This is a genomic window from Streptomyces sp. E-08 (genome assembly GCF_049913095.1).
Lineage (GTDB): Bacteria > Actinomycetota > Actinomycetes > Streptomycetales > Streptomycetaceae > Streptomyces.
This window is the reverse complement of the sequence record NZ_CP183971.1, coordinates 3,169,649-3,194,917: the sequence shown is the minus strand read 5'-3', so window position 1 is coordinate 3,194,917 and position 25,269 is coordinate 3,169,649. Positions and strand designations below refer to the sequence as shown.

At 71.5% G+C, this 25,269-nt stretch carries 22 protein-coding genes and 1 tRNA gene; 6 read left to right on the top strand and 17 right to left on the bottom strand.

Features of this window, described 5'->3' with window-relative positions; translation table 11 throughout:
* Positions 1-2 precede the first annotated feature (2 nt).
* Complete coding sequence (locus ACN9MM_RS14515) at positions 3-578, bottom strand: hypothetical protein (protein WP_426364009.1); 576 nt, start codon at positions 576-578, stop codon at positions 3-5.
* An 87-nt stretch (positions 579-665) separates the two neighbouring features.
* Here ACN9MM_RS14515 and ACN9MM_RS14510 point away from each other — a divergent pair, with 87 nt between their 5' ends.
* From ACN9MM_RS14510 to ACN9MM_RS14500, 3 genes are all read left to right on the top strand, one after another.
* The gene (locus tag ACN9MM_RS14510; RefSeq protein WP_382855531.1) at positions 666-1,367 is read left to right on the top strand and encodes a response regulator transcription factor; all 702 of its coding nucleotides are present in this window, start codon (positions 666-668) and stop codon (positions 1,365-1,367) included.
* Positions 1,364-2,737, top strand: a complete 1,374-nt coding sequence (locus tag ACN9MM_RS14505; protein ID WP_426364008.1) for an ATP-binding protein — start codon at positions 1,364-1,366, stop codon at positions 2,735-2,737. Before ACN9MM_RS14510 ends, ACN9MM_RS14505 begins: the two co-directional genes overlap by 4 nt.
* Before the next feature lie 282 nt (positions 2,738-3,019).
* Positions 3,020-4,543, top strand: coding sequence for a cellulose binding domain-containing protein (locus ACN9MM_RS14500; protein ID WP_426364007.1), 1,524 nt, complete (start codon positions 3,020-3,022; stop codon positions 4,541-4,543).
* A gap of 226 nt (positions 4,544-4,769) precedes the next feature.
* Here ACN9MM_RS14500 and ACN9MM_RS14495 read toward each other — a convergent pair.
* The 6 genes from ACN9MM_RS14495 to ACN9MM_RS14470 all read right to left on the bottom strand — a co-directional run bounded on the left by ACN9MM_RS14495 (position 4,770) and on the right by ACN9MM_RS14470 (position 9,286).
* Positions 4,770-4,842: transfer RNA gene (locus tag ACN9MM_RS14495), tRNA-His, on the bottom strand.
* 116 nt (positions 4,843-4,958) lie between these two features.
* Entirely contained in the window at positions 4,959-5,561 is a 603-nt protein-coding gene (orn, locus tag ACN9MM_RS14490; protein WP_382855538.1) for an oligoribonuclease, read from the bottom strand.
* A gap of 66 nt (positions 5,562-5,627) precedes the next feature.
* Positions 5,628-6,563 carry a hypothetical protein gene (locus ACN9MM_RS14485; RefSeq protein ID WP_426364006.1) on the bottom strand — a complete coding sequence of 312 codons (936 nt, stop codon included), beginning with the start codon at positions 6,561-6,563 and terminating at the stop codon, positions 5,628-5,630.
* Positions 6,564-6,671: 108 nt separating this feature from the next.
* Positions 6,672-7,091, bottom strand: a complete 420-nt coding sequence (locus tag ACN9MM_RS14480; RefSeq protein WP_426364005.1) for a peptidase inhibitor family I36 protein — start codon at positions 7,089-7,091, stop codon at positions 6,672-6,674.
* 256 nt (positions 7,092-7,347) lie between these two features.
* Positions 7,348-8,511: a helix-turn-helix domain-containing protein gene (locus ACN9MM_RS14475; protein WP_426364004.1), complete on the bottom strand. Its 1,164-nt coding sequence runs from the start codon at positions 8,509-8,511 to the stop codon at positions 7,348-7,350.
* Positions 8,512-8,932: 421 nt separating this feature from the next.
* Positions 8,933-9,286, bottom strand: a complete 354-nt coding sequence (locus tag ACN9MM_RS14470) for a hypothetical protein (protein ID WP_426364003.1) — start codon at positions 9,284-9,286, stop codon at positions 8,933-8,935.
* A 342-nt stretch (positions 9,287-9,628) separates the two neighbouring features.
* Between ACN9MM_RS14470 and ACN9MM_RS14465 the strand changes: the two genes are divergently transcribed.
* Together ACN9MM_RS14465 and ACN9MM_RS14460 are read left to right on the top strand one after the other, a co-directional pair.
* Positions 9,629-10,150 carry a universal stress protein gene (locus tag ACN9MM_RS14465; RefSeq protein WP_329850960.1) on the top strand — a complete coding sequence of 174 codons (522 nt, stop codon included), beginning with the start codon at positions 9,629-9,631 and terminating at the stop codon, positions 10,148-10,150.
* Positions 10,151-10,326: 176 nt separating this feature from the next.
* A complete protein-coding gene (locus ACN9MM_RS14460) occupies positions 10,327-10,893 on the top strand; it encodes a GPR1/FUN34/YaaH family transporter (protein ID WP_383665718.1) in 567 nt (188 codons plus the stop codon).
* 170 nt (positions 10,894-11,063) lie between these two features.
* Here ACN9MM_RS14460 and glmS read toward each other — a convergent pair whose 3' ends face one another.
* Together glmS and ACN9MM_RS14450 are read right to left on the bottom strand one after the other, a co-directional pair.
* Positions 11,064-12,881 (bottom strand): glutamine--fructose-6-phosphate transaminase (isomerizing), encoded by a 1,818-nt coding sequence (glmS, locus tag ACN9MM_RS14455; protein WP_426364002.1) that lies wholly within the window; start codon positions 12,879-12,881, stop codon positions 11,064-11,066.
* Positions 12,882-12,918: 37 nt separating this feature from the next.
* Positions 12,919-13,194 (bottom strand): hypothetical protein, encoded by a 276-nt coding sequence (locus ACN9MM_RS14450; protein WP_030210307.1) that lies wholly within the window; start codon positions 13,192-13,194, stop codon positions 12,919-12,921.
* Between the two features lie 193 nt (positions 13,195-13,387).
* Between ACN9MM_RS14450 and ACN9MM_RS14445 the strand changes: the two genes are divergently transcribed.
* A complete protein-coding gene (locus tag ACN9MM_RS14445; RefSeq protein WP_426364001.1) occupies positions 13,388-15,028 on the top strand; it encodes a beta-N-acetylhexosaminidase in 1,641 nt (546 codons plus the stop codon).
* Between the two features lie 64 nt (positions 15,029-15,092).
* On the opposite strand, the gene ACN9MM_RS14440 is transcribed toward ACN9MM_RS14445, so the two are convergent.
* The 8 genes from ACN9MM_RS14440 to ACN9MM_RS14405 form a co-directional block, all read right to left on the bottom strand.
* A complete protein-coding gene (locus tag ACN9MM_RS14440; RefSeq protein ID WP_426364000.1) occupies positions 15,093-16,862 on the bottom strand; it encodes an IucA/IucC family protein in 1,770 nt (589 codons plus the stop codon).
* Positions 16,859-17,398, bottom strand: a complete 540-nt coding sequence (locus tag ACN9MM_RS14435; RefSeq protein ID WP_426363999.1) for a GNAT family N-acetyltransferase — start codon at positions 17,396-17,398, stop codon at positions 16,859-16,861. The genes ACN9MM_RS14440 and ACN9MM_RS14435 overlap by 4 nt, the downstream gene beginning before the upstream one ends.
* Entirely contained in the window at positions 17,395-18,669 is a 1,275-nt protein-coding gene (locus ACN9MM_RS14430) for a lysine N(6)-hydroxylase/L-ornithine N(5)-oxygenase family protein (RefSeq protein WP_426363998.1), read from the bottom strand. The genes ACN9MM_RS14435 and ACN9MM_RS14430 overlap by 4 nt, the downstream gene beginning before the upstream one ends.
* A complete protein-coding gene (locus tag ACN9MM_RS14425; RefSeq protein ID WP_426363997.1) occupies positions 18,656-20,134 on the bottom strand; it encodes a pyridoxal phosphate-dependent decarboxylase family protein in 1,479 nt (492 codons plus the stop codon). Before ACN9MM_RS14425 ends, ACN9MM_RS14430 begins: the two co-directional genes overlap by 14 nt.
* A 130-nt stretch (positions 20,135-20,264) precedes the next feature.
* Positions 20,265-21,125, bottom strand: a complete 861-nt coding sequence (locus tag ACN9MM_RS14420) for a siderophore-interacting protein (RefSeq protein ID WP_426363996.1) — start codon at positions 21,123-21,125, stop codon at positions 20,265-20,267.
* Between the two features lie 99 nt (positions 21,126-21,224).
* Positions 21,225-22,385: an acyl-CoA dehydrogenase family protein gene (locus ACN9MM_RS14415; RefSeq protein ID WP_426363995.1), complete on the bottom strand. Its 1,161-nt coding sequence runs from the start codon at positions 22,383-22,385 to the stop codon at positions 21,225-21,227.
* An 8-nt stretch (positions 22,386-22,393) separates the two neighbouring features.
* A complete protein-coding gene (locus ACN9MM_RS14410; RefSeq protein ID WP_426363994.1) occupies positions 22,394-23,329 on the bottom strand; it encodes a hydroxymethylglutaryl-CoA lyase in 936 nt (311 codons plus the stop codon).
* Positions 23,326-25,260 carry an acetyl/propionyl/methylcrotonyl-CoA carboxylase subunit alpha gene (locus ACN9MM_RS14405; RefSeq protein WP_426363993.1) on the bottom strand — a complete coding sequence of 645 codons (1,935 nt, stop codon included), beginning with the start codon at positions 25,258-25,260 and terminating at the stop codon, positions 23,326-23,328. Before ACN9MM_RS14405 ends, ACN9MM_RS14410 begins: the two co-directional genes overlap by 4 nt.
* Positions 25,261-25,269 lie beyond the last annotated feature (9 nt).

The following is a 25,269-nucleotide window of genomic DNA, read 5'->3' as shown; positions in this document are numbered from 1 at the left end:
CCTCAGGCCTGCCGGTCCTCGATCTCCACGCGGGGCGCGCTGTCGTGCCAGAGGCAGAAGACCGACAGTTCGCGGCCGTCCTTGGTGAAGGTGACCCGGATCCAGGTCGTCTGCTTCCACACCTGCATCTGCCAGCCGGACGCGGGCGTCGCCGAGACCAGTTCGGCCGAGGTCTCGCCCAGGTCGAAGGTGACCCGGCCGCCGTCCACGGGATAGCTCTTCACGCCCGAGCCGAAGCCCGGGTCCGAAGGGGGCGCGGCCGGCGCCTCCGTCGTGGGGTCCGGGCGTCGCGAGGGCGTCGCGGACGGGGCCGCCGGGGTCGTACGGGCCTCGCTCGGCGTCGACTTCGGGGTGGCGGGCGCGGACGGCGGAGGCGTCGTGGGGCTCCGCGTGGAGGAGGTCTGCGGTTCGCCACCGGCCGTGGCCGGGGCCTCGGCGGGGCCGGCCGGGAGCGGCAGCGCGCGCGGCGGGTCGTACACCGTGCCGGACAGCACCGTGTGCACTCCCCACCAGGACAGGGTGACCGCCGCGCCGGTGGCGAGCGACCAGGCCAGGGCGTGAACGAGTCCTCTTCGCACCGGGACATAGTGCACCACCGGGCGAATGCCCGTACGGGAGGGTGCACATTGCCCGGTGCTTCACCCGGATGGCGTACGGTGCGCCCCATGGCAAGTGTGCTCGTGGTCGAGGACGACCAGTTCGTGCGCTCCGCCCTCATCCGGCAGCTGTCCGAGGCCTCCCACACCGTACGGAGCGTCGGCACGGCTCTGGAGGCGTTGCGCGAGGTCGCCCATTTCCGCTTCGACGTAGTGATCCTGGACCTCGGTCTGCCCGATCTCGACGGGTCCGAGGCGCTCAAGATGCTGCGCGGGATCACCGACGTCCCGGTGATCATCGCGACCGCCCGGGACGACGAGGCGGAGATCGTACGGCTCCTCCACGCGGGGGCGGACGACTACCTCGTGAAGCCCTTCTCGGTCGACCACCTCTCGGCCCGGATGGCCGCCGTCCTGCGTCGCTCGCGGGCCGCCGCCGGAGAGGCGCCGCCCTCCCGGGCCCTCCAGGTCGGCGGGCTCACCGTCGACCCGCTGCGCCGTCAGGCGGAGCTCGACGGGGCGCCGTTGGACCTGACCCGGCGCGAGTTCGACCTGCTCGCCTTCCTCGCGGGGCGGCCCGGTGTCGTGGTCCCGCGCAAGGAGCTGCTCGCCGAGGTCTGGCAGCAGTCGTACGGGGACGACCAGACCATCGACGTACATTTGTCATGGCTGCGGCGGAAGCTGGGCGAAACGGCCGCACGGCCCCGCTATCTGCACACCCTGCGCGGGGTCGGCGTGAAGCTGGAGCCGCCCCGGGAGCCGCAGCCGTGAGATGGGCGCTCGTCAAGGTGTCGCTGGCCGTCACCGCCATGGTCGTCTTCGCCTTCGCCGTGCCCCTCGGGCTCGTCGTCAAGGAGATGGCCCGCGACCGGGCCTTCTCCAACGCCGAACGCCGGGCCGCCGGGCTCGCCCCCGTCCTCGCGATCACCACCGACCGCGACGAGCTCGACAAGGCCGTCGCCACCACCGAGGACGGCGCCGCCGGCCGGCTCGCCATCCACGTCCCCGCCGACGGACCCGGCGGGACCGCCCTGGAGATCGGCACCCGGCGGGCCGACCCGGCGGAGCTCGCCGCGACCCGCAGACTCGGCCGCGCCTCCATCGCCGAGGTGCCCGGCGGCTTCGCCCTGCTCCAGCCCACCGCGCTCAGCAACGCCCAGGTCGCCGTCGTCGAACTCTTCGTCCCCGAGGGCGAGGTCAGCAACGGCGTCGCCACCGCCTGGCTCGTTCTCGCGGGCGTCGGCATCGCCCTGATCGTCGGCTCCCTCGCCGTCGCCGACCGCCTCGGCGTCCGCATGGTCCAGCCCGCCCAGCGGCTCGCGGGCGCCGCCCACGACCTCGGTGAGGGGAAGCTCGGCGCCCGCGTCCCCGAGGAGGGGCCGCCCGAACTCAAGTCGGCCGCCGTCGCCTTCAACTCGATGGCCGACCAGGTCGTGCAGCTCCTCGCCAACGAACGCGAACTGGCCGCCGACCTCTCCCACCGGCTCCGCACCCCGCTGACCGTGCTCCGGCTCAACGCGGCCTCCCTCGGCTCGGGACCGGCCGCCGAGCAGACCCGCGCCGCCGTCGAACAGCTGGAGCGCGAGGTCGACATCATCATCCGCACGGCCCGCGACGCGAAGCCGCAGACCCAGGCGACCGGACCCGGTGCGGGCTGCGACGCCGCCGAGGTGGTCCGCGAGCGGATGGAGTTCTGGTCGGCGCTCGCCGAGGACGAGGGCCGCCGGGTGCGGGTCGCGGGCGTCGAGCGCCCGGTCCGCATCCCCGTCGCCCGCCCCGAACTCGTCGCCGCCCTCGACGCCCTGCTCGGCAACGTCTTCCGGCACACCCCCGAGGCCACGGCCTTCTCCATCGACGTCCACAACGGCGAGGACGCCGTCATCGTCCTCGTCTCCGACGCGGGCCCCGGCATCGCCGACCCCGCCGCCGCGCTCGCGCGGGGCGCGGGCAGCGGACGCGACGGCTCCACCGGCCTGGGCCTCGACATCGTGCGCCGCATGGCCGAGTCGACGGGCGGCGACGTCCGCATCGGCCACTCGGTCCTCGGCGGTACCGAGGTACGGATCTGGATCAGCCTCGACGGAGGCGGAGCCGGTACGGGCGGGGGCGGAGCCCGGCGCGGCCGCCGCCGCAAGGCGTGAGGCGTGAGCCATGAGGCGCAAGGCGTGAACCGTCAGGCGTGAGGTGCAAGGCGTGAACCGTGAGGCGTGAGGTGCAAGGCGTGAACCGTGAGGCGTGAGGTGCAGGGCGTGACGCGTCAGGCACCCTCCTCCCCGCCCAACCTTTCCTGGTTCCGATGCCTTCCTTAAGCGGACCGTAAGAATCCCAACCCCGGTCCCCGAAAGGCGGTTTGTCCGGTTCCAGGTCGCTAGCGTGCTGCCGCACCCCACCCCCACACCCCGGCACACAGAGGCAGGCACGCGATGGGCAGCAGTTCGCACCGGCGCAGGACGAGCATCCGCACCAAGGTCATCGGCGCGGCCGTCGCGGCGGCCGTCGTCGGCGGCGCGGCCGTCGTGCTCACCGGCACCGCCCAGGCCGCCGCCGTCGGCGCCGCCTACACCCGGACCAGCTCCTGGACCGGCGGCTACACCGGTCAGTACGTCATCACCAACGAGACGTCCGCCGCCCAGTCCGACTGGACCCTGGAGTTCGACCTCCCGGCCGGTACCACCCTCGGCTCCCTCTGGAACGGCGAGCACACCGTCTCCGGCGGCCACGTCACCGTGAAGCCCGCGAGCTGGAACAAGCAGCTGGCGCCCGGCCAGTCCGTCACCGTCGGCTTCGTCACCTCCGCCGCCGGCCAGGCGGGCGACCCCGCCAACTGCCGCATCGACAAGGCGGCCTGTTCCGCCGGAGGCACCGCCCCCACCCCCAGCGGCCGCCCCACCGACCCGCCCACCGCGACGGCCTCCCCGAAGCCGACGGCCACGGCGACCACCTCCCCGAAGCCCACCGCGACCGCCACCGCGAGTCCGAAGCCCACCTCGAGCGCCACCTCCACCGGGGCCCCCACCCCGACCCCCACCGCGACCGCGACGGGCGCCCCGGCCCCGGCCGCCATGTTCGCCCCGTACGTCGACACCTCGCTCTACCCGGCGTACGACCTGCTCGCGACCGCCGACGCCACCGGCGTGAAGGAGTTCAACCTCGCCTTCATCACCTCCGGCGGCTCCTGCACCCCGCTGTGGGGCGGCGTCACCGACCTGGCGAACGACAAGGTCGCGGCCCAGATCGGTGCCCTGCGCGCCAAGGGCGGCGACGTCCGGGTCTCCTTCGGCGGCGCCGCCGGCCACGAGCTGGCCCTGAACTGCTCCACCTCCTCGGCGCTCGCCGCCGCGTACGGCAAGGCCGTCGACCAGTACAAGCTCACCAAGGTCGACTTCGACATCGAGGGCGCGGCCCTGCCCGACACCGCCGCCAACACCCGCCGCTCCCAGGCGATCGCCCAGCTCCAGAAGTCCCACCCGGGCCTGAACGTCTCCTTCACCCTGCCGGTCATGCCCGAGGGCCTCACCCAGCCGGGCGTGGACCTGCTCGCCGACGCCAGGAGGAACGGGGTCCGCGTCGACGCCGTCAACATCATGGCGATGGACTACGGGCCCGCGTACAGCGCCGACATGGGCACGTACGCGATCCAGGCCGCCACGGCCACGCAGGCCCAGGTCAAGGGCGTCCTCGGCCTCTCCGACGCGGCCGCCTGGAAGGCCGTCGCCGTCACCCCGATGATCGGCGTCAACGACGTCAGCAGCGAGGTCTTCAAGGTCGACGACGCCACCCAGCTCGTGGACTTCGCGAAGTCCAAGGGCCTCGGATGGCTCTCGATGTGGTCCGCGACCCGCGACAGGCAGTGCGCGGCCGGCGCCGTGACCTACGCCGACCCCACCTGCTCCTCGATCCTCCAGCAGCCGCTGGCCTTCACGAAGGCCTTCGGCGCCTACCGGTAAGCCACCGCGCCCCCCACACCGCGCGCCCCGGCCGGACCACCCCACCCCCACCACCGGCCGGGGCGCGCCTCCTTTTCTCCTTCAGGCTCCCGTGGCCCCGGCAGTCCGGGTGACGGCGTACGAAGGCGAAGGAGCGCTCCCGGATCCGGGGAGCGCTCCCATGGGCGTCCACGACGCGGAAACGACTCAGGCCCCGGTTCATTCGAACCGGGGCCTGAGCCTTCAGGGTGAGTAACGGGACTCGAACCCGCGACATCCTGGACCACAACCAGGTGCTCTACCAGCTGAGCTATACCCACCATGACCGGCGGTTTTCCCGAAGGTTTCCCCGACCGGCCGAGAAGAAGTCTACAGGGTTCTGAGGGGTGCTCGCGCACGCATTGTTCGGCGGGCGCGAGCGGACCCGTTCGAGCGGCTATTCGGCGGGTACGACGTGGCGGGCGGCGATCCGCTTCGCCGTCTCCGAGTCGGGGCCGGGCTGCGGGACGAAGATCGCCTCACGGTAGTAGCGCAGCTCGGCGATGGACTCGCGGATGTCCGCGAGCGCCCGGTGGTTGCCGTTCTTCTCCGGACTGTTGAAGTACGCCCTCGGGTACCAGCGGCGGGCCAGCTCCTTGACCGAGGAGACATCGACGATCCGGTAGTGCAGGTGGCTCTCCAGGGCGGGCATGTCGCGGGCGAGGAACCCGCGGTCCGTGGAGACCGAGTTCCCGCACAGCGGTGCCTTGCCCGGCTCCTTGACGTGCTCGCGGATGTACGCGAGGACCTGGGCCTCCGCGTCGGCGAGCGTGGTGCCGCCGGCGAGCGCGTCGAGCAGCCCCGAGGCCGTGTGCATCTGGCGCACGATCTCGGGCATGGTCTCCAGGGCCGTGTCCGGCGGGCGGATCACGATGTCCACCCCTTCGCCGAGCACGTTCAGTTCCGAGTCGGTGACCAGTGCGGCCACCTCGATGAGTGCGTCGTCCGTCAGCGAGAGCCCGGTCATCTCGCAGTCGATCCACACCATGCGATCGTTCATGCGTCCTACCCTAAGACGTGATCAGCGTCCCGCCCCAGAGGGCGGGCCGGACCGCGCCCCCCGGGCTCAGCCGCCCAGGACCTCCGCGGCGGTCCTCAGCTGCCCCTCGATGTCCTTCCGCACCTGGCCGAGCTCCTCGGCGTGGGCCTCGATCGCCTGCTTCTGGTAGGCGACGTCGACGGCGTACCAGACGCCCGTGACGTTGTTCCGGATCTTGCACCTGGCGTCCGCGGTGGCGACGGTCCGCTCCTCCGGGGACACCGTCTCGCTCATCCACCTCTTGTCGTCGGAGGCCTCGATCGGGGTTCGGTAGCGGTACCCGCTCTCCGCCATGCACCGGGACCACTTGGCGAAGGCCTCCAGGACCCGCCGGTCCTGGAGCGACTTTCCGAAGCTGTCGAGATTCACGTCGTCGGCCACCTGGGAGTCCCCGTAATGGCCGAGCTTCTCCCGCGCCTCCCCGATACAGCCGCCCTCGGGCACCGTACGGCCCTTGATGTTCTGGCCGCCCTTTCCGCTCTTCTGCGTGGGATCGGGGGTTCCGGTGAGGATCATGCGCTCGTTCGCGCTGATCTTCCTGATCTCCTTCTTCGCCGTCCTCGTTCCGGAGTCGGAGGCCGGGGGTGCGGGCATTCTGTACCCGTAGACGGCGGTCTTCGCCGGATCCAGCTTGCCGTACCGGTACTGGGAGATGGTCTGGCCCGAGGGGTCCGCCGCGAGCATCGGATCGTCGTACCCGAATCCGAAACGCTCCATGCATTGCGCCCGCAGCGCGTATTCGGCCCGCCCGAGCCTGTTCCACTGCGCCTCGGAGAGCAGATAGGCCTCCACGGGTACGGGATCGGTCACCGCCGTGGTGATGGTCGGTATCCCGGCCGCAACGGGAATTTCCGACTCCTCCCCGGCCGTGCCGGCGGAAGGACTGCCGCAGCCGGCGAGCAGGACGGCCGCGAGCGCGACGGGAAGCGCGGCCGAAAGGGCGCGGGGGAGTGAGGTGCCCATGGGCGTCGTTCCTTAGAGGGGGTGTTCCGGAGCGGGACGGAGCGGGAGGGGCGCTCCTTCGTGCGTCGCCGCACGGGGCGCCCCTCCTGTGCCGGGGTGGCGGGACGGTCAGCCCGTTCCGTAGTCGATGAACTTGCCGGAGGCGTTGTTGTTCTTCATCGTCGCGTTGAGGTTCGCTTTTCCGTCCGCCGCGATGGTCTGGTACGCGTAGTTGCCGTTGTAGTTCGAGTTGTAATAGATCCGAATGCGGCTGACTCTGTCCCAGTTGTCCACGGAGGCGGCATTGTTCTTGACCACCACTCCGTTGCCGGTGCTGCCGGCGAGGCTGCTCTCGAAGTAGCGCCCTGAATAGTCCGGAGTGTCGTACTCCTGCTTGAACATCGCCCCCTTGTAGTCGGAGTTGTAGTACAGGCAGGCATGGAAGTCGGCGCACCCGATGACGGCCTGGGCCGGGGCCGCGAGAGCGAGGGACGATCCGACGACGGCAAGTGCGAGGCCCCCGGAAGCGAAGAGACGCCTGACGTTCATCACATTTCCTTTCGACGCATGATCCCGGGGAAAGTAGCAGGCGCCATGTCGGAAAAAGTGACGCATCATCACCACTGTCGGGCGCACTCCGCAAGGTGATCATTCCAATACACCGGAGAGGGTTGCGTTCCTGCCCGTCGGGTAGGGGACGGGGTTCCGGAGGGAAAAGTTCCGTGCAGGCCGAAGGGCCCCCGGGGAGGTGTCCCCGAGGGCCCTTCGTTCCTGCGTCGCGCCGCTTGTGGCGGCGGCGGTCCTGTTACGGCGCGGTGCGCTGGCCCGGCAGGGCCGGGCGGCCCGGCGCGTACGCGTCCGACTGCGGCTTGCCCGGCTCCAGGGGCCTGCGGAGCCCCGCCGGGCCCTGCGCCGGCACCGCGGCCGCTTCGAGCACCGCCGTACCGGTCTCGCCCTGCGGACGCCGGGCGCGGTACGCCGCGCGGTAGGCGGCCGGCGAGGAGCCGAGCTGGCGCCGGAAGTGGCCGCGCAGCGCCACCGGGGACCGGAAGCCGCACCGGCCCGCGACCTCGTCGACCGAGTAGTCGGAGGTCTCGAGCAGCCGCTGCGCCTGCAGCACCCGCTGGGTGATCAGCCACTGGAGCGGGGCCGAGCCCGTCAGCGAGCGGAACCGGCGGTCGAAGGTCCGCCGTGACATGTAGGCGCGCGCGGCGAGGGTCTCCACGTCGAACTGCTCGTGGAGGTGCTCCAGCGCCCAGGCGACGACCTCGGCCAGCGGGTCGGCGCCGATCTCCTCGGGTAAAGACCTGTCGAGGTAGCGCTCCTGACCGCCGCTGCGCCGCGGCGGGACGACCAGCCGGCGCGCCAGGGCGCCCGCGGCCTCCGTGCCGTGGTCGGTCCGCACGATGTGCAGACACAGATCGATTCCGGCCGCGGTGCCGGCGGAGGTCAGCACGTCCCCGTCGTCGACGAAGAGCTCCCGGGGGTCCACGTGGACCGACGGGTAGCGCTTGGCGAGCGTCGGCGCGTACATCCAGTGCGTCGTCGCCGGTCGGCCGTCGAGCAGTCCGGCCGCGGCCAGGACGAACGCCCCGGTGCACAGCCCGACGATCCTGGCCCCCTCCTCGTGTGCGCGGCGCAGCGCTTCGAGCGCCTCCGGCGGCGGCGGCGAGGTGATCGACCGCCAGGCCGGGACGACGACGGTGCCCGCCCGGCCGATGGCCTCCAGGCCGTACGGCGCGGTGAGTTCGAGCCCGCCGGTGGTCCGCAGCGGGCCCTCTTCGCCGGCGCAGACGAGCAGCCGGTAGCGGGGCACTCCGGCGTCCTGCCGGTCGATGCCGAACACGGAGAGCGGGATGGAGCTCTCGAAGATGGGGCCGCCGCTGAACAGCAGCACCGCGACGACTTCGCGACGGCGGCGCCCGGACAGCTTCCGTGCGACCTCCGGTGCGGCGGAGTCCTGGCTCATGACGCTAAGCCCCCCTCGGTGTTCGCGTCTCCCTGGTCGTGTCGCTCCTGCACGTTTCCCCTCGGTTTTGCACGAGACCCCAGTCTTCGGTACCCATGATCGAATCTACTGTGTCCCGTGGCGCCGGCGTGACAAGTTCTCCATCCGGTGGATTGTCGACAAGGCAACTTGGCGTGAAGCGATCGATCGCGAGATCTTGCCTCCGACGGCCCCCGTGGGGAGGCGCGGTGTGGCGAACGCCCCCGTACGCGGGGGGTGTGGGCCCTCGGGACGGGGCTTCCGGGGCCTTCGGTGCCGGGGTTGGCCAACCGTTCCGCCAAGGACTCGCCGATGGCTGGAAGTTGGCTGAAAACATATGGGGTCGGGTGTACGAACCTGTCAACTCGAAGAGGGGCGGGGCCGGCCCGGGACCCCTCTGCGGCTAGTTCCGGCGCCGCGGCCGCACCGTCTCCGCGCGCAGTCCGCGCTCCGAGCGGCGCAGCAGCAGCCGACAGGCCGCCGTCACGGAGACGAGTCCGAGCGCGGTCCCGGCGGCCCCGCCGAGCGAGGTGCCGTAGGCGACGAGGACCACGGGGACCAGGACGCAGCAGAAGGCCGCCCAGCGGACGACGTCGCCGGCCTCGTCCGCCGCCCTCGTGCCCGCCCCCGTCCCAGGCTCCGGGGCCGCGCCCGCGGCCGGGGGGAGGGCGGGCGCCCGGCGGCGGCCGCGGGGCGCGCCGAGCGCGGTGACGGGGACGGTGGGGGTCTGGCCGGCGGCGGTCGATGGTGCGGGCACGGGCGGTCTCCCTGCGACGGTGGGCTGGACCTGTGGCAACGAGGAACGGAACGTTCCGGTCACTCTGGGCGACGTCCGTTTAGCCCCCGTACGGACGCCTGTAGGGCACATCCGGCATTGCCAGATCCCGAACCCCTCGTGCATGCTCCCTGGAACGCCGCGCGCGAGCGGCGGGCACGCCGGGTGTGGCACGGCGGGCTCTGGGCAGGAGAGGAGTGTCGCCGTACCCTTGGGGGTATGGGCTTGGGAAGATGATTCCCGGACACAGCTCCGCCGCCACCCGTCGTTCGCCCCCCCTTTTCCCCGTCCCTTCCCACGAGGACCCTCTTCGCCGAGACACCGATGGCCGGTCACGAATTCCCCGAACCCGCGGACCGCAAGCGCGTCGCCGATTCCACGGTCGACCCCCTCGCGGTAGAACAGCCACGTCATGCCTGCGACCCGGCCTTCCGGCACGGGGTGGTCGTCGGCTTCGACGGTTCCATGTCCAGTGAGCGCGCCCTCGCGTACGCCATCGGCATGGCCCGCCGCTCCGGATCGGGCCTGATCATCGTGCACGTGGCCAATCGGCTGCCCACCACGGTGTGGGCCGGCTGCGAGCCCCCGGTCTTCGTCGACGTGCCGGACCACCGCACCGAGGTCCTCGGTCTGGAGCTGGCCTGCGCCGAGCACCTCGCCGAGGTGCCGTGGATCCTCGTCGAGCGCGGCGGGGACATCTGCCACGAGCTGGAGGAGGTCGGCCGGGAGTACTCGGCCGACGCGATCGTGGTCGGCTCCACGCACGGGATCGTCGGCCGGATCTTCGGCTCGGTCGCCGGCCGGCTCGCGCGCCGTGCCCAGCGGCCCGTGATCGTCATCCCGTAACTCCCCCCGGACGCGGCCCCCTTCTCGTACGTCCCGTCAGGTCTCCGGTTCAACTGCCGTCATCAAGCCATAAATTCAGCCTTCCTCAGGTGAATTGTGCGCTTGTGAAGGGTACATAAAGGTCACCGGAACAGCAGCTCACGCAGGTACAACTGCACACCTGAAGGGAGCCCGCCGTGAACAACGAAGTCGCCGCGGGAAACACCACTTCCACGCTCGGACACCTGGCACTCGGACTGACCCTGCTGGCCTTCGGCCTGGGCGGAACCGGTGTCATCGACAACGTCGCGGCAGCGGATGCCGCGGGTCTCGCCACCTGGGTCGGCGGCGTGACCCTCTTCCTCGTCGGACTGCTCGCCCTGCGCGCGGGCGACAAGGGCGAAGGCACCGCGTATGCGGCGCTCGGCGCCTTCTGGTTCACCTGGGGCAGCGGCGCCGGCGGGCACGCCTCGGCCGACGCCATGGGGCTCTTCCTGCTCCTGTGGGCGCTCCTCGCGCTCACGCTGACCATGGCGGCCGCGGGCAGCGGGCTCTTCGGCCAGGGCGTGTACGGGCTCCTGTTCGTCGCGCTGCTGCTGCTCGGCATCGGCGCCCTCGCCGACAACGGCGGCCTCGGGAAGGCGGGCGGCTGGGTCGCCGCCGTCGCGGGTCTGGTCGCCTGGTACGGCGCCACGGCCGCGGTCGCCGGCTGGCCGACGGCCCTGCGCCGCGCGGCGGGCGGCAGCGCCCCGGCCGCGGGCTGATCCACCTGAAAGAACAGCGGTCCCCGTGCACGGGAGGTGTGCACGGGGACCGCTGGGTGTCCGGCCGAGGCTCCGGGGGACAGGCCCGGAGGAGCGCGGCGCCCGGGGGACAGGCCCGGACGCGCGCCTCGGCCGCGACGGCTGGAGAGGCCTACCAGGCCGGGTGGTGCCTACTCGACGGTGACGGACTTCGCCAGGTTGCGCGGCTTGTCGATGTCACGGCCCATGGCGAGCGCCGTGTGGTAGGCGAGGAGCTGGAGCGGGATGCCCATGAGGATCGGGTCCAGCTCGTCCTCGTTCTTCGGGACGACGATGGTGTGGTCGGCCTTCGCCTGCGGCTGGTGCGCGACGGCGAGGATGCGGCCGCTGCGGGCCTTGATCTCCTCCAGGGCGGCGCGGTTCTTCTCGAGCAGGTCGTCGTCGGGGACGATCGCGACCGTCGGCAGGGCCGGCTCGATGAGGGCGAGCGGGCCGTGCTTCAGCTCGGACGCCGGGTACGCCTCGGCGTGGATGTAGGAGATCTCCTTCAGCTTGAGGGAGGCCTCCAGGGCGACGGGGTAGCCGCGCACACGGCCGATGAACATCATCGACTGGGCGCCGGCGTACTCCGCGGCGATCTTCTTGATCTCGTCCTCGGTCTTGAGGATCTCCTCGATCTGCGCGGGCAGCTTGCGCAGGCCCTCGATGATCCGCTTGCCGTCGGTGACGGACAGGTCGCGGATGCGGCCCAGGTGCAGGGCGAGCAGCGCGAAGGCCGTGACCGTGTTGGTGAAGCACTTGGTGGAGACGACGCAGACCTCGGGGCCGGCGTGGACGTACACGCCGCCGTCGGCCTCGCGGGCGATGGCCGAGCCGACGACGTTGACGACGCCGAGGACGCGGGCGCCCTTCCGCTTGAGCTCCTGGACGGCGGCGAGCACGTCGTAGGTCTCACCGGACTGGGAGACGGCGATGTAGAGGGTGTCGGGGTCCACGACCGGGTTGCGGTAGCGGAACTCCGAGGCCGGCTCGGCGTCGGCGGGGATGCGGGCCATGGACTCGATGAGCCCGGCGCCGATGAGGCCGGCGTGGTACGAGGTGCCGCAGCCGAGGATCTTGATGCGGCGGATGGTGCGGGCCTCGCGCGGGTCCAGGTTCAGGCCGCCCAGGTGCACGGTGGAGAAGCGGTCGTCGATCCGGCCGCGCAGCACGCGGTCGACCGCGTCGGGCTGCTCGGAGATCTCCTTGTGCATGAACGTGTCGTGGCCGCCCATGTCGTAGGAGGCGGCCTCCCACTCGACGGTCTCGGGGGTGGCCGTGGTGGAGGCGCCCGAGGTCGTGTAGGTGCGGAAGTCGTCGGCCTTGAGGGTGGCCATCTCGCCGTCGTCGAGGGTGACGACCTGGCGGGTGTGGGCGATCAGGGCGGCGACGTCGGAGGCGACGAGCATCTCCTTCTCGCCGATGCCGAGGATGACCGGGGAGCCGTTGCGGGCCACCACGATGCGGTCGTTGAAGTCGGCGTGCATCACGGCGATGCCGTAGGTGCCCTCGATGGCCTTGAGCGCCTCGCGGACCTTCTCCTCCAGCGTCTCGGCCTGGGAGCGGGCGATGAGGTGGGTGATGACCTCGGTGTCCGTCTCGGAGGCGAAGACGACGCCCTCGGCCTCCAGCTTGGCGCGGAGCTCCTGGGCGTTGTCCACGATGCCGTTGTGGACGACCGCGACCTTGTTCTCGGGGTCGAGGTGCGGGTGGGAGTTGATGTCGCTCGGGGCGCCGTGCGTGGCCCAGCGGGTGTGGGCGATGCCGGTGGTGCCGGTGAAGCGCTTGGGGACCTTGGCCTCCAGGTCGCGGACGCGGCCCTTGGCCTTCACCATCTTCAGACCGGAGGCCTTCGGGCTGGTGATGACCATGCCGGCCGAGTCGTAGCCGCGGTACTCGAGGCGGGCCAGGCCCTCCAGGAGCAGCGGGGCGACGTCGCGCTTACCGATGTAACCGACGATTCCGCACATAAAGGTGAAACCCCTCCAGGTTGGTGATGAGTGCTGCTCAGCCGTAGACGATGCGGCGCAGCTGCCGGAGCGAGAGCTCCGGTGGCGCCACCGCCCGGTGCGGCAGCTCCGCCGCGATCCGTTCGAAGATCTCGGCGTTCACCGCGCCGCCGGACTGCAGCTCGCGGTGGCGGCGGCGGACGAACTCCTCGGTCGTCTCGTCGAAGTACGCCAGCACGTCGAGCACCACCCGGGCGGCCTCACCGCGCTGGAGCGCGGTGCTGCGGACCAGGTGGTCGATGAGGTCGTCGTGCGACGGGCGGCGTTCGAGCACCCGTGAATACTGAGGGGTCATGTACGCCCTTCGCAAGAATCCTGCCCGATTTCGGGCAGGGAGGTCATGATCGATACGATGGATCGGCCAGTTGGTCCAGACCTTGACCCCGAGTAGGGCGAGCGGTACGCATGGTGGCCAAAGGGATATACAGAACGACGGACGTGTCGATCACCCGAAGGGGACCCCGCCTGTGAGACAGCGTCGAACGATTCCGCGCCTGATCGGATCCCTGCTCCTGTTCGCGACCGCCGGAGTCGGCTGCGGCGAGGCCGCCGCCGACGGCGACAGCGTCGATGCCAAGACGCCCGGCAGGGCCGCCGCCGAGCCCGAGGTCCGCCCGCTCGGCCGGATCGTGCCCGTACCCGCCTCCGTCGCCCCCGGGGGCGAGCCCTACACCCTCACCGCCGCCACCCGCATCGGCATCGACGAGGACTCCGTCGAGTCCCGGGCCATCGGCCGCTACCTCGCCGGACTCCTCCGCCCCGCCACCGGCTTCCCGCTGCCCGTCGTCGACGACGCGGCCGCCGGGCGCGGCATCCGGCTCCGCCTCGACCCCGACGACACCGGCCTCGGCGACGAGGGCTACCGGCTCAGCTCCGGACCCGACGGCCTCACCCTCACCGCCCGCGAACCCGCCGGCCTCTTCCGCGGCGTCCAGACCCTGCGCCAGCAGCTGCCCTCCGCCGTGGAGCGCAAGAGCGTCCAGCCCGGACCCTGGAAGATCGCCGGCGGCACCGTCGTCGACACCCCGCGCTACGCCTACCGGGGCGCCATGCTCGACGTCGCCCGCCACTTCTTCTCCGTCGACGAGGTGAAGCGGTACATCGACCAGCTCGCCCTCTACAAGGTGAACACCCTCCACCTGCACCTCTCCGACGACCAGGGCTGGCGCATCGCGATCGACTCCTGGCCCCGGCTCACCACCCACGGCGGCTCCACCGAGGTCGGCGGCGGCCCCGGCGGCTTCTACACGAAGGCGCAGTACCGGGAGATCGTCGAGTACGCCGCCTCCCGCTACCAGGAGGTGATCCCCGAGATCGACATGCCCGGCCACACCAACGCCGCGCTCGCCTCCTACGCCGACCTGACCTGCGACGGCGCCGCCCCGCCGCTCTACACCGGCACCAAGGTCGGCTTCAGCTCCCTGTGCGTGCCCAAGGCCGTCACGTACGACTTCGTCGACGACGTCGTCCGGGAGATCGCCGCCCTCACCCCCGGCCGCTACCTCCACATCGGCGGCGACGAGGCCCACTCCACCAGCCACGCGGACTACGTCACCTTCATGGACAAGGTGCAGCCGGTCGTCGCCAGGTACGGCAAGACCGTCGTCGGCTGGCACCAGCTGACCGGCGCCACCCCCGCGAAGGGCGCCCTCGTCCAGTACTGGGGCCTGGACCGCACCCCCGCCGAGGAGAAGGAGCGGGTCGCGGCCGCCGCCCGCAACGGCACGGGCCTGATCCTCTCGCCCGCCGACCGCACCTACCTCGACATGAAGTACACGAAGGACACCCCGCTCGGCCTGGCCTGGGCCGGATACGTCGAGGTACGGCGTTCCTACGACTGGAACCCGGCCACCTACCTCGCCGGCGCCCCGGAGAGCGCCGTCAGGGGCGTCGAGGCCCCGCTGTGGACCGAGACCCTCGCCTCCGCCGCGGACCTCGACGTCATGGCCTTCCCGCGCCTGCCGGGCGTGGCGGAACTGGGCTGGTCGCCGGAGTCGGCCCGCGACTGGGACACGTACAAGGTCCGCCTCGCCGAGCAGGCCCCGCGCTTCGACGCGCTGGGCATCAGCTGGTACCGCTCGCCCGAGGTGCCCTGGCCGGCGGAGTAGGGCATGACGACGGGCCCCGGCGGAGGACCGTACTCCGCCGGGGCCCGTGTCGGTTCCGGGAGGGTCAGGCGAACCGGGCGATCGGGTTCACCAGGTCGCCGACCAGCTGGAGGGCCGCCGACGGGTCCGCCAGGTCGACCATCTGGCGGTTGTTGCGGAGCTGGAGGCGGTTCAGGGCCGACAGCGCGAAGGTCTCCGCGAACATGTCGTACTGCGCGAAGCGGTCCGACAGCTCCGGCTTCGACCGCTGGTAGTCGCGGACGCACTCCGCCACCGCGCGCCAGAAGTCGTCCTCCGGGAGGACACCCTCCGCCGCCAGGGTCGCGCCCAGGAAGCGGAAGAAGCAGTCGAAGACGTCCGTGAAGACCGAGAGGAGCTTCATGTCCTCCGGGACCTCGGCGCGGACGCGCTCCACCGCCGGCGGCAGGACCGCCGCCGGGTCCATCACGCAGATCTCCTCGGCGATGTCCTTGAAGACCGCCCGGTCGACCGCGCCCCGCTCGTCCAGGACCAGGATCACGTTCTCGCCGTGCGGCATGTAGACCAGGTCGTACGCGTAGAAGCAGTGCAGGACCGGGAGGAGGTACGCGTCCAGGTACCGGCGCAGCCACACCCCCGGCTCCAGGCCCGACTCCTTGATCAGCGCGCCCGCGAAGGACGCGCCCGCGTGGTCCAGGTGGAGCAGCGAGGCCATCGTCGCCAGGCGCTCGCCCTCCGCGAGGGACGGCACCGGGGACTCGCGCCAGAGCGCGGCCAGCATCTTGCGGTAGGGGGAGTAGCGGTCGGTGGCGGCCTCGTACTCCAGGTGCCGGTAGCCGACCGCCGCCCGCTCGCGGATGATCGAGAAGCGGGCCGCCTTCAGGGTCCGGTCCGACTCGATCAGGCCGTGCAGCCAGTCGTTGATCGCCGGGGTGGCCTCCATGTACGCGGCCGACAGGCCCCGCATGAAGCCCATGTTGAGGACCGAGAGGGCCGTCTTGACGTAGTGCTTCGCCGGATCCGAGGCGTTGAAGAAGGTACGGATCGACTGCTGCGCCAGGTAGCCGTCGTCGCCCTCGCCCAGGTACACCAGGCGCTGCTGCGCGACCTCGGCGGCGAAGGTGACGGACAGCTTGTTCCACCACTGCCAGGGGTGGGCCGGCATGAGGAGGTAGTCGGCCAGGTCCAGGCCCTGGGCGGCGAGGGTCGCGGCGAAGCCGTCCACCGCCGCGTCGCCCAGCTCGGCGCGGACGAACGCCTCGTACTCGATGCCCGCGCCCGCCGTGAACGTGGCCCGGTCGCGGTGCGCGGCCAGCCAGACGAGCCGGATCTCGCTCGCCGCCTCGGGGGCGTACGCCCGGTACTCGTCGACGCCGAAGCCGAGCCGGCCGTTGTTGGCGACGAAGCAGGGGTGGCCCTCGGTCATCCCGGTCTCGATCGCCTGGAAGCCGGCGCGGGCCAGCTCGGCGGAGGGGACGGGCGGCTTGGTCGCCTTGTAGGCCGTACCGGCCAGGGTGGACGAGATCTCCTCCAGGTAGACCGGCAGGATCTCGTCGCTCAGACCGAGGGAGCCGCGCAGCTCGGTGATGAACTGGAGCGCGTCGAGCGGGAGCTGCTCGTCGCCCCGGTGGCGGCTGATCGAGTCCGGGTAGACCTGCCAGTGGTCGAGCGCGAAGCGGTCGGCGGTGAAGCGGTACTCGGTGGTGCCGTCGTCGCTGAGGACCTGGTAGCGGCTCTCGCCCAGCTCCTTGGGGTCGATCAGCCGCTCGTGGGCGAACTCGGCGAGGCCCTTGCGGATCAGGGCGCGGCCGGCGGCGGCCCAGCGCTCGGGGGTGAGGTGTGCGACGGGGTTCATATCGCGGCTCCGACGGCGGTCTCGAACTGGGCGCGGGTGCAGAAGCTCAGCAGGGCCTTCTTCTCCGGCTTCTGGATCTCGCGCTCGGCCACGAAGCCGACGGCCTCGTTGAGCGCGTGCACGGCCTTGTTGCGGACGTCGGGCTCGACGACCACGCGGGCGGTCGCCGGGTCGGCGAACAGCTCCGCCATGACCGCGGTGATCACCGTACGGGTGAAGCCGTGCACGGGGGTGTCGGTGGGCGCGACGAGGAAGTGCATGCCGACGTCTCCGGGGAGCGGCTCGTAGAGCCCGACCAGTTCCAGCTCCGACGGGTCGTACCGCTCCATCAGGAAGGCGGGCTCGCCGTCGACGAGGCCGATGAAGGCGTCGTGGTGCGGGTGGGCGGCGATCGCCATGTACTCGCGCTCGACGTCCTGGAGTTTCGCGTCCTGCATCATCCAGAAGGCGGCCTTGGGGTGGGTGACCCAGGGGTGGATCAGCTCGGCGTCCCGAGTGGGGTCGAGCGGGCGTATCTGCACGGTCTGGACGGTCATATGGCGAACTCCTGGAACGCGATGGACTTCTCTACGGGGTAGTACTCGGAGCCCAGCATCTCCCCGATGATGTACGCGTTGCGGTACGGGCCCATGCCCAGGTCGGGCGAGGTGATCGAGTGCGTGTGCACGCCGGCGTTCTGCAGGAAGATCCCGCGGCCCGTCGTGTCGACCGCGTAGTTGCGGGCCACGTCGAAGCGGCCCTGGCCGTCGAAGCGGAGGCGGTCGCGGACCGGCTCCAGGAAGGCGGGGACGGCGTACCTGTATCCGGTGGCGAGGATCAGGCCCTCGGTCTCGACCGTGAAGTCCTTCTCCTGCTCCTCCTGGCGGAAGCCGAGCGTGTACGTGCCCGTCGCGGCGTCGTACGCGGCGGTGTCCAGGGCCGAGTTGGTCAGGAGGCGGGTGGGGACGGGGCCGCCCAGGTTCTTCTGGTAGAGCAGGTCGAAGATGGCGTCGATGAGCTCGCCGTCGATGCCCTTGAAGAGGCCCTTCTGCTGCGTCTCCAGGCGGTAGCGGGTCTTCTCGGGCAGCGCGTGGAAGTAGTCCACGTACTCCGGGGAGGTCATCTCCAGGGTGAGTTTGGTGTATTCGAGGGGGAAGAAGCGGGGGGAGCGGGTCACCCAGTTCAGCTGGTACCCGTGGACGTCGATCTCGCCCAGCAGGTCGTAGTAGATCTCGGCGGCGCTCTGGCCGCTGCCGACCAGGGTGATCGACTTCTTCTTCTGGAGCTCCTCCTTGTGCGGGAGGTAGCGCGAGTTGTGGATCAGGTCGCCGCCGAGGTCCGCGCAGGTCTCGGGGACGTACGGCGGGGTGCCGGTGCCGAGGACGATCCGCCGCGAGCGGAACGTTTCGCCCGCCTCGGTGGTGACCGCGTAGAGCTCGGCGGCCTCGTCGTAGGCGACCGACGCCACGGTGGTGGAGAAGCGGATCGAGGTGAGCTTCCCGGCGGCCCAGCGGCAGTAGTCGTTGTACTCGGTCCGCAGCGGGTAGAAGTTCTCCCGGATGTAGAACGAGTAGAGGCGGCCCTTCTCCTTCAGGTAGCTGAGGAAGGAGTACGGCGAGGTCGGGTCCGCGAGGGTGACCAGGTCCGACATGAACGGGGTCTGGAGGTGGGCGCCTTCGAGGAACATCCCCGAGTGCCACTCGAAGTCCGGCTTGGACTCCAGGAAGACGCCGTTCAGCTCGGTGATCGGCTCGGTCAGGCAGGCGAGTCCGAGGTTGAACGGACCGAGCCCGATGCCGATGAAGTCGTGGATCTCAGGCGTGGACAAGGTTCTCTCCCAGGTACTGCTCGGCGTGGCCGGCTATCAGATCGAGGACGGCGGCGATGTCGGCCGCGGTGGTCTCGGGGTTGAGCAAGGTGAACTTGAGGTACTGGCGGCCGCCGACCTTGGTGCCGGCGACGACGGCCTCGCCGGAGGCGAACAGGGCCTTGCGGGCGTGGAGGTTGGCCCGGTCGACGTCCTCGGGGGAGGCGGCGGCCTCCGGGACGTACCGGTAGACGAGCGTGGAGAGCTGCGGCTCGACCACGACGTCGTAGCGCGGGTCGGCGGCGAGCAGCTCGAAGCCCTCCCGGGCCAGGTCGCAGACTTCGTCGAAGAGCTCCCCGACACCGTCGGCGCCCATCACGCGCAGGGTCATCCAGAGCTTGAGCGCGTCGAAGCGGCGGGTGGTCTGGAGGGACTTGTCGACCTGGTTGGGAATCTGCTCGGCGAGCGTCGTGGGGGTCCCCCCTGCTCCAGCGAAGCCGAGAGCTTGGGGGAGAGGGTTGAGGTAGTCCGCGTGGTAGGTCGCGTGGCGCAGGGTGGCGCCGTCGCGGACCAGGACGGCGGAGGAACTCACCGGCTGGAAGAAGGACTTGTGGTAGTCGACGGTGACCGAGTCGGCCAGTTCGATGCCGTCCAGGAGGTGGCGGCGGGTCGTGGAGGCGAGCAGTCCGCAGCCGTAGGCGGCGTCGACGTGCATCCAGGCGCCGTACTCGGCGGCGAGGGCGGCGATCTCGGGCAGCGGGTCGATGGAGCCGAAGTCGGTGGTGCCGGCGGTGGCGACGATCGCCATCGGGATCAGGCCCTCGGCGCGGCAGGCCTCCAGCTCGGCGGCGAGGACGACGGACTGCATGCGCTTGACGGCGTCGACGGGGACGGAGACGACGGCGTCGCGGCCGAGGCCGAGCAGCTGGGCCGACTTCTGGACGCTGAAGTGGCTGCACTCGGAGGAGAAGATCCGCAGCTTGGACAGGTCGGCGGTGCCGGCCTCCTCGCGGGCGAGGAGCAGTGCCTGGAGGTTGGACTGGGTGCCGCCGCTGGTGAAGACGCCGTCGGCGAGCGGGCCGAGGCCGATGCGGCCGGTGGTCCAGTCGATCAGTTTCCGCTCGATGAGGGTGCCGCCGGCGCTCTGGTCCCAGGTGTCGAGGGAGGAGTTGACCGCCGAGAGGACGGCCTCGCCGAGGACGGCGGGGATGACCACCGGGCAGTTGAGGTGCCCGAGGTAGCGGGGGTGGTGGAAGTAGACGGCGTCACGGAGGTAGACGCTCTCCAGCTCGTCGAGGGCGGCGGAGGAGTCGCCGAGGGGCTGGTCGAGATCGACGGCGTCGACGACAGGGGCCAGCTCGGCGGGCGTCACGCCCGTGAACGGGCCGCGTGTCATGGCGAGTTTCCTCGCCACCCGCTCCACTCCTTCGGTGACGGAGCGCCGGTAGCTCTCCGCCGTCGTGTCGTTGAGCAGGTGGGAACGCATGTGTGGGGGCCCTTCCGGGAGCGGACTCGGTCGGTCGTGACTTAGGTTAGCCTAACCTAAGTTCACGACACAACGGCCCCCCAACCCGCGAGGGTCGGGGGGCCGTTGGTCCTGTGGGGTACCGGGTGGGCTACTCCGCTTCCTGCGTCTCGTCCGGGACCTCGCGCAGCGCGTCCTCGGAGAGGCCCTTGCGCCAGTAGCCGACGAACGTGACCCGGCGGCGGTCGAGCCCCCGCTCCCGCACGAAGTGGCGGCGCAGCGCCTTCACGGAGCCCGACTCGCCCGCGATCCAGACGTACGGGGCCTCGCCGGGCAGTTCGGCGCCGGACACCGCCTCCACGGCGGACGGCGCCCCCTCCTCCCGCACGAGCCAGGTGACCGTGGCGTCCGCCTCGGTCGTGAGCTCCGTCCGGTCGTCGGAGTAGGGCACCTCCAGGAACACCCGGGCGCGGGTCTCGGCCGGCAGCCACTCCAGGATCGCGGAGGCGGCGGGCAGGGCCGTCTCGTCGGCCCAGATCAGTACGGAGTCGGCGTCCGCGGGCAGTTGGAAGCGGACGCCCGTGTTCGCGGCGACCGCCGGGCCCAGGACGACCACCCGGTCGCCGGGCTCGGCGCGGCTCGCCCAGCGGCAGGCGGGGCCGCCGTCCTCGTGGAGGGCGAAGTCGATGTCCACGGCGTTCTCGGTGTGCTCCGACTCCGTGCGCTGCTCGCGGACGGTGTACGAGCGCATCACGGCCCGCTCGTCGGCGGGCATCGCGCGCCAGGCGCCCAGGACGGCGTACATGTCCGGGTCGTCCAGCGGCGGCAGGACCGGCGCCTCCTGGCCGGGGTGCGGCAGGAAGAGGGAGAGCGACTGGTCACGGCCCCCGGCGGCGAAGTTCTTCAGGTCGTCCCCGGTGAAGGTGATCCGGACCAGGGACGGGCCGAGCCGCCGGGTCCGGTCGACCTGGAGGGAGAAGAACTGGAAGGGGGCGGTCTCGGCGTGGGTCATGAGAACGTAGGTTAGCCTAACCTCATCAAACCTCACAGGGGTACGGGGAAGCCCGCCGCCCCGAGGGGACGACGGGCTCGCTCCGTCACACGGTCCGGGTCAGGCCGGGAGTCCCAACTCCCGGGCGATCAGCATCCGCTGTACCTCGCTGGTGCCCTCGCCGATCTCCAGGATCTTCGAGTCGCGCCACATCCGGGCCACCGGGTACTCGTTCATGAAGCCGTAGCCGCCGTGGATCTGCGTCGCCTCGCGGGCGTTGTCCACCGCCACCGTCGAGGAGTACAGCTTCGCGATCGCCGCCTCCTTCTTGAACGGCTCGCCCAGGACGAGGCGCGAGGCCGCATCCCGCCAGCCGATCCGCGCCATGTGCGCCTTCATCTCCATGTCGGCGATCTTGAACTGGACGGCCTGGTAGGTGCTGATCGGCGAGCCGAAGGCGTGACGTTCCTTCGCGTACTTCACCGACTCGTCCACACAGCCCTGCGCGAGGCCCGTCGCGAGCGCCGCGATCGCGACCCGGCCCTCGTCCAGGATCCGCAGGAACTGCGCGTACCCGCGGCCCTCCTCGCCGAGCAGGTTCTCCACCGGGACGCGGACGTCGTCGAAGGAGAGCTCACGGGTGTCCGAGGCGTTCCAGCCGACCTTCGAGTACGGCGCCGCGACCGTGAAGCCCTGTGTGCCCGACGGCACGATGATCGAGGAGATCAGCGGACGCCCGTCGGGCTTGCGGCCGGTGACCGCCGTGACCGTCACCAGACCCGTGATGTCCGTACCGGAGTTGGTGATGAAGCACTTCGAACCGTTGATGACCCACTGGTCGCCGTCGCGGACGGCGGTCGTGCGGGTGCCGCCGGCGTCACTGCCCGCCCCCGGCTCGGTCAGACCGAAGGCACCGAGCATCTCGCCGGCGCACAGCCGCGGCAGCCACTCCCGCTTCTGCTCCTCCGTACCGAAACGGAAGACCGGCATCGCGCCCAGCGAGACGCCCGCCTCCAGGGTGATGGCCACGGAGGAGTCGACCCGGGCCAGCTCCTCCAGGGCGATCCCGAGCGCCAGGTAGTCGCCGCCCATGCCGCCGTACTCCTCGGGGAACGGCAGCCCGAACAGGCCCATGCGGCCCATCTCGCGGACGATCTCGTACGGGAACTCGTGCCGCTCGTAGAAGTCGCCGATCTTCGGCGCGACCACGTCGTGCGCGAACGCCTCGACGGTGCGGCGGAGTTCCTCGTGCTCTGCGGAGAGCCGGTGGTCGAGGGACATGTCTTTCGTCACTCCTTGTGGGAGAGGGCGCGGACGGTACGGGAGGGGCTGGGCCGGCCCAGCTGTTCGGCCATCCACACGCTCGTGGCGGTGAGGGCGGCCAGATCGACCCCGGTCTCGATGCCGAGGCCGTCGAGCATCCACACGAGGTCCTCGGTGGCGAGATTGCCCGTCGCGCTCTTCGCGTACGGGCAGCCGCCGAGGCCGCCGGCGGAGGCGTCGACGGTGGTCACCCCGTGGCGCAGCGCCGCCAGGGTGTTGGACAGGGCCTGGCCGTAGGTGTCGTGGAAGTGCACGGCGAGACGGGAGGTGGGGACGCCGGCGTCGGCCAGGGCGGTCAGGAGCGCCTGGACGTGGCCCGGGGTCGCGACCCCGATGGTGTCCCCGAGGCTCAGCTCGTCGCAGCCCATGTCGGCGAGCGCCCTCGTGACCCGGACGACCTGCTCGACCGGAACGGCGCCCTCCCAGGGGTCGCCGAAGCACATCGAGAGGTAGCCGCGGACCTTCAGCCCGGCCTCTATGGCCCGGGTGACGGTCGGCGCGAACATCGCGAGCGCCTCGTCGACGGTCCGGTTCAGATTGGCCTTCGCGAAGGACTCGGTCGCCGAGGCGAACACGGCGACCTCGCGGGCCCCGAGGGCGAGGGCACGGTCGAGACCCCGCTCGTTCGGCACCAGCACCGGCAGCCGGACGGGGAGGTCGCGGACGCGCGGGAACAGCTCCTCCGCGTCGGCGAGCTGTGGCACCCACTTCGGGTGCACGAAGCTCGTCGCCTCGATCGTCGTCAGTCCCGCGGCGGCGAGCCGCCGCACGAACTCGGCCTTCACGTCGGTCGGGACGGCCGTCTTCTCGTTCTGCAACCCGTCCCGGGCGCCGACCTCGTGGATCCGGACCCGGGCCGGCAGCGCGGGGTCGGCGACGGTCATGGGCAGGCCGGCGGTCATGCGTCCTCCTCGTCGCGGGGCGTCACCACGGCCAGGATCTGGTCCATGGCGACGGTGGTGCCGGGGGTGACGTCCAGTTCGGTGACGGTGCCGGCGTGCGGGGCGGAGATGACGTGCTCCATCTTCATCGCCTCGACCACGAGCAGGCTCTGCCCGGCCTCCACCTCGTCCCCGACGGCCACCTTCACGACCGTCACCGTCCCGGGCATGGGCGCGGCGAGCGTGTCGGCCCCGCCGTGCCGGGCGCCGGACAGGGCGGCCTCGACGGGGTCGTGGTCCAGGACGTGCCAGGAGTCCCCGTCCCGCCCGAGCCAGCCCCCCGTGCGGTGGAACGTGTGGGTGACGCCGTCCACGGTGACCGTCACCGTGGTGTCCGTGACCCGGGAGCGCGCGGGAGCGGGGACCGTGACGGGCTCGGACCCCGCGACCCGGAACGGGAAGGCGAGCGGTCGCGGAGTGCCGCCGAGGCGCCAGCCGCTCGGCACCGAGAACGGGTCCGTCCAGCCGTCCCGGGGCACAGGGGCCAGCTCCGCGCCCCGTACGGCCGCGGCCGCCGCGTACACCTCGTCCGGTACGCCCTGTGGGACCAAGCTCTCCGCGTCCCGCTCCACCAGACCCGTGTCCAGGGCGCCGGACACGACGTCCGGGTGGGCGAGGAGGCGGCGGAGGAAGCCGGCGTTCGTGGGGACGCCCAGGGTGACCAGGTCGGAGAGGGCCGCGCGCAGCTTCCGCAGGGCCGTCGGCCGGTCGGCCGCGTGGACGATGACCTTCGACAGCATCGGGTCGTAGAGGGAGGAGACCTCGCTGCCTTCGAGCAGGCCGGAGTCCGTCCGTACGCCGTCGCCGTGCGGCTCGCTCAGCGCGAGGACCGTGCCGCCCGAGGGCAGGAAGCCGCGCGAGGGGTCCTCGGCGCAGATGCGCGCCTCGATCGCCCAGCCGTCGAGCCGGACGTCCTCCTGGCGGAAGCCGAGCGGCTCACCGGCGGCGACGCGCAGCTGCCACTCCACCAGGTCGAGGCCCGTGATCAGTTCGGTCACCGGGTGCTCGACCTGGAGACGGGTGTTCATCTCCATGAAGTAGTACGCGGACGGGTCGCCGCCCGGGACGATGAACTCGACCGTGCCCGCGCCGACATAGCCGCAGGACCGGGCGGCCTCCACGGCCGCCGCGCCCATCGCCGCGCGGGTCTCCTCGTCGAGGAGGACGCTGGGCGCCTCCTCGATGATCTTCTGGTGGCGCCGCTGGAGCGAGCACTCGCGCTCGCCCAGGTGCACCACGTTCCCGTGGGCGTCCGCGAGGACCTGGATCTCGATGTGCCGGGGCCGGTCGATCCACCGCTCCACGAGCAGCGTGTCGTCGCCGAAGGACGCCCGCGCCTCCCGGCGGGCCGCCGCGATCTCCTCGTCCAGGACCGCCAGGTCCCGCACCAGACGCATGCCCTTGCCGCCGCCGCCCGCGCTGGGCTTCAGCAGGACGGGCGCGCCCAGCTCGCGGGCCGCCGCCTCCAGTTCGGGGTCGGCCGCGCCGGGGACCACCGGCACGCCCGCGGCCCGCACGGTGTCCTTCGCCCGGATCTTGTCGCCCATGAGGGCGATCGCCTCGGCGGAGGGCCCGATGAAGACGAGCCCCGCCTCGGCGCAGGCGCGCGCGAAGCCCGCGTTCTCCGCCAGGAACCCGTAGCCGGGGTGGACGGCCTGCGCCCCGGTCCGCCGGGCCGCGTCGAGCAGCGCCGGCACGGACAGGTACGACTCGGCGGCCGGCGGCGGACCGATCCGGACCGCGGTGTCCGCCTCCCGCACGTGCCGCGCGTCGGCGTCCGCGTCGCTGTAGACGGCCACCGAGCGCACGCCCATCTCCCGCAGGGTGCGGATGACGCGGACGGCGATCTCGCCGCGGTTGGCGACGAGCACTGTGTCGAACATGCTCTGCATCTCCTGGGG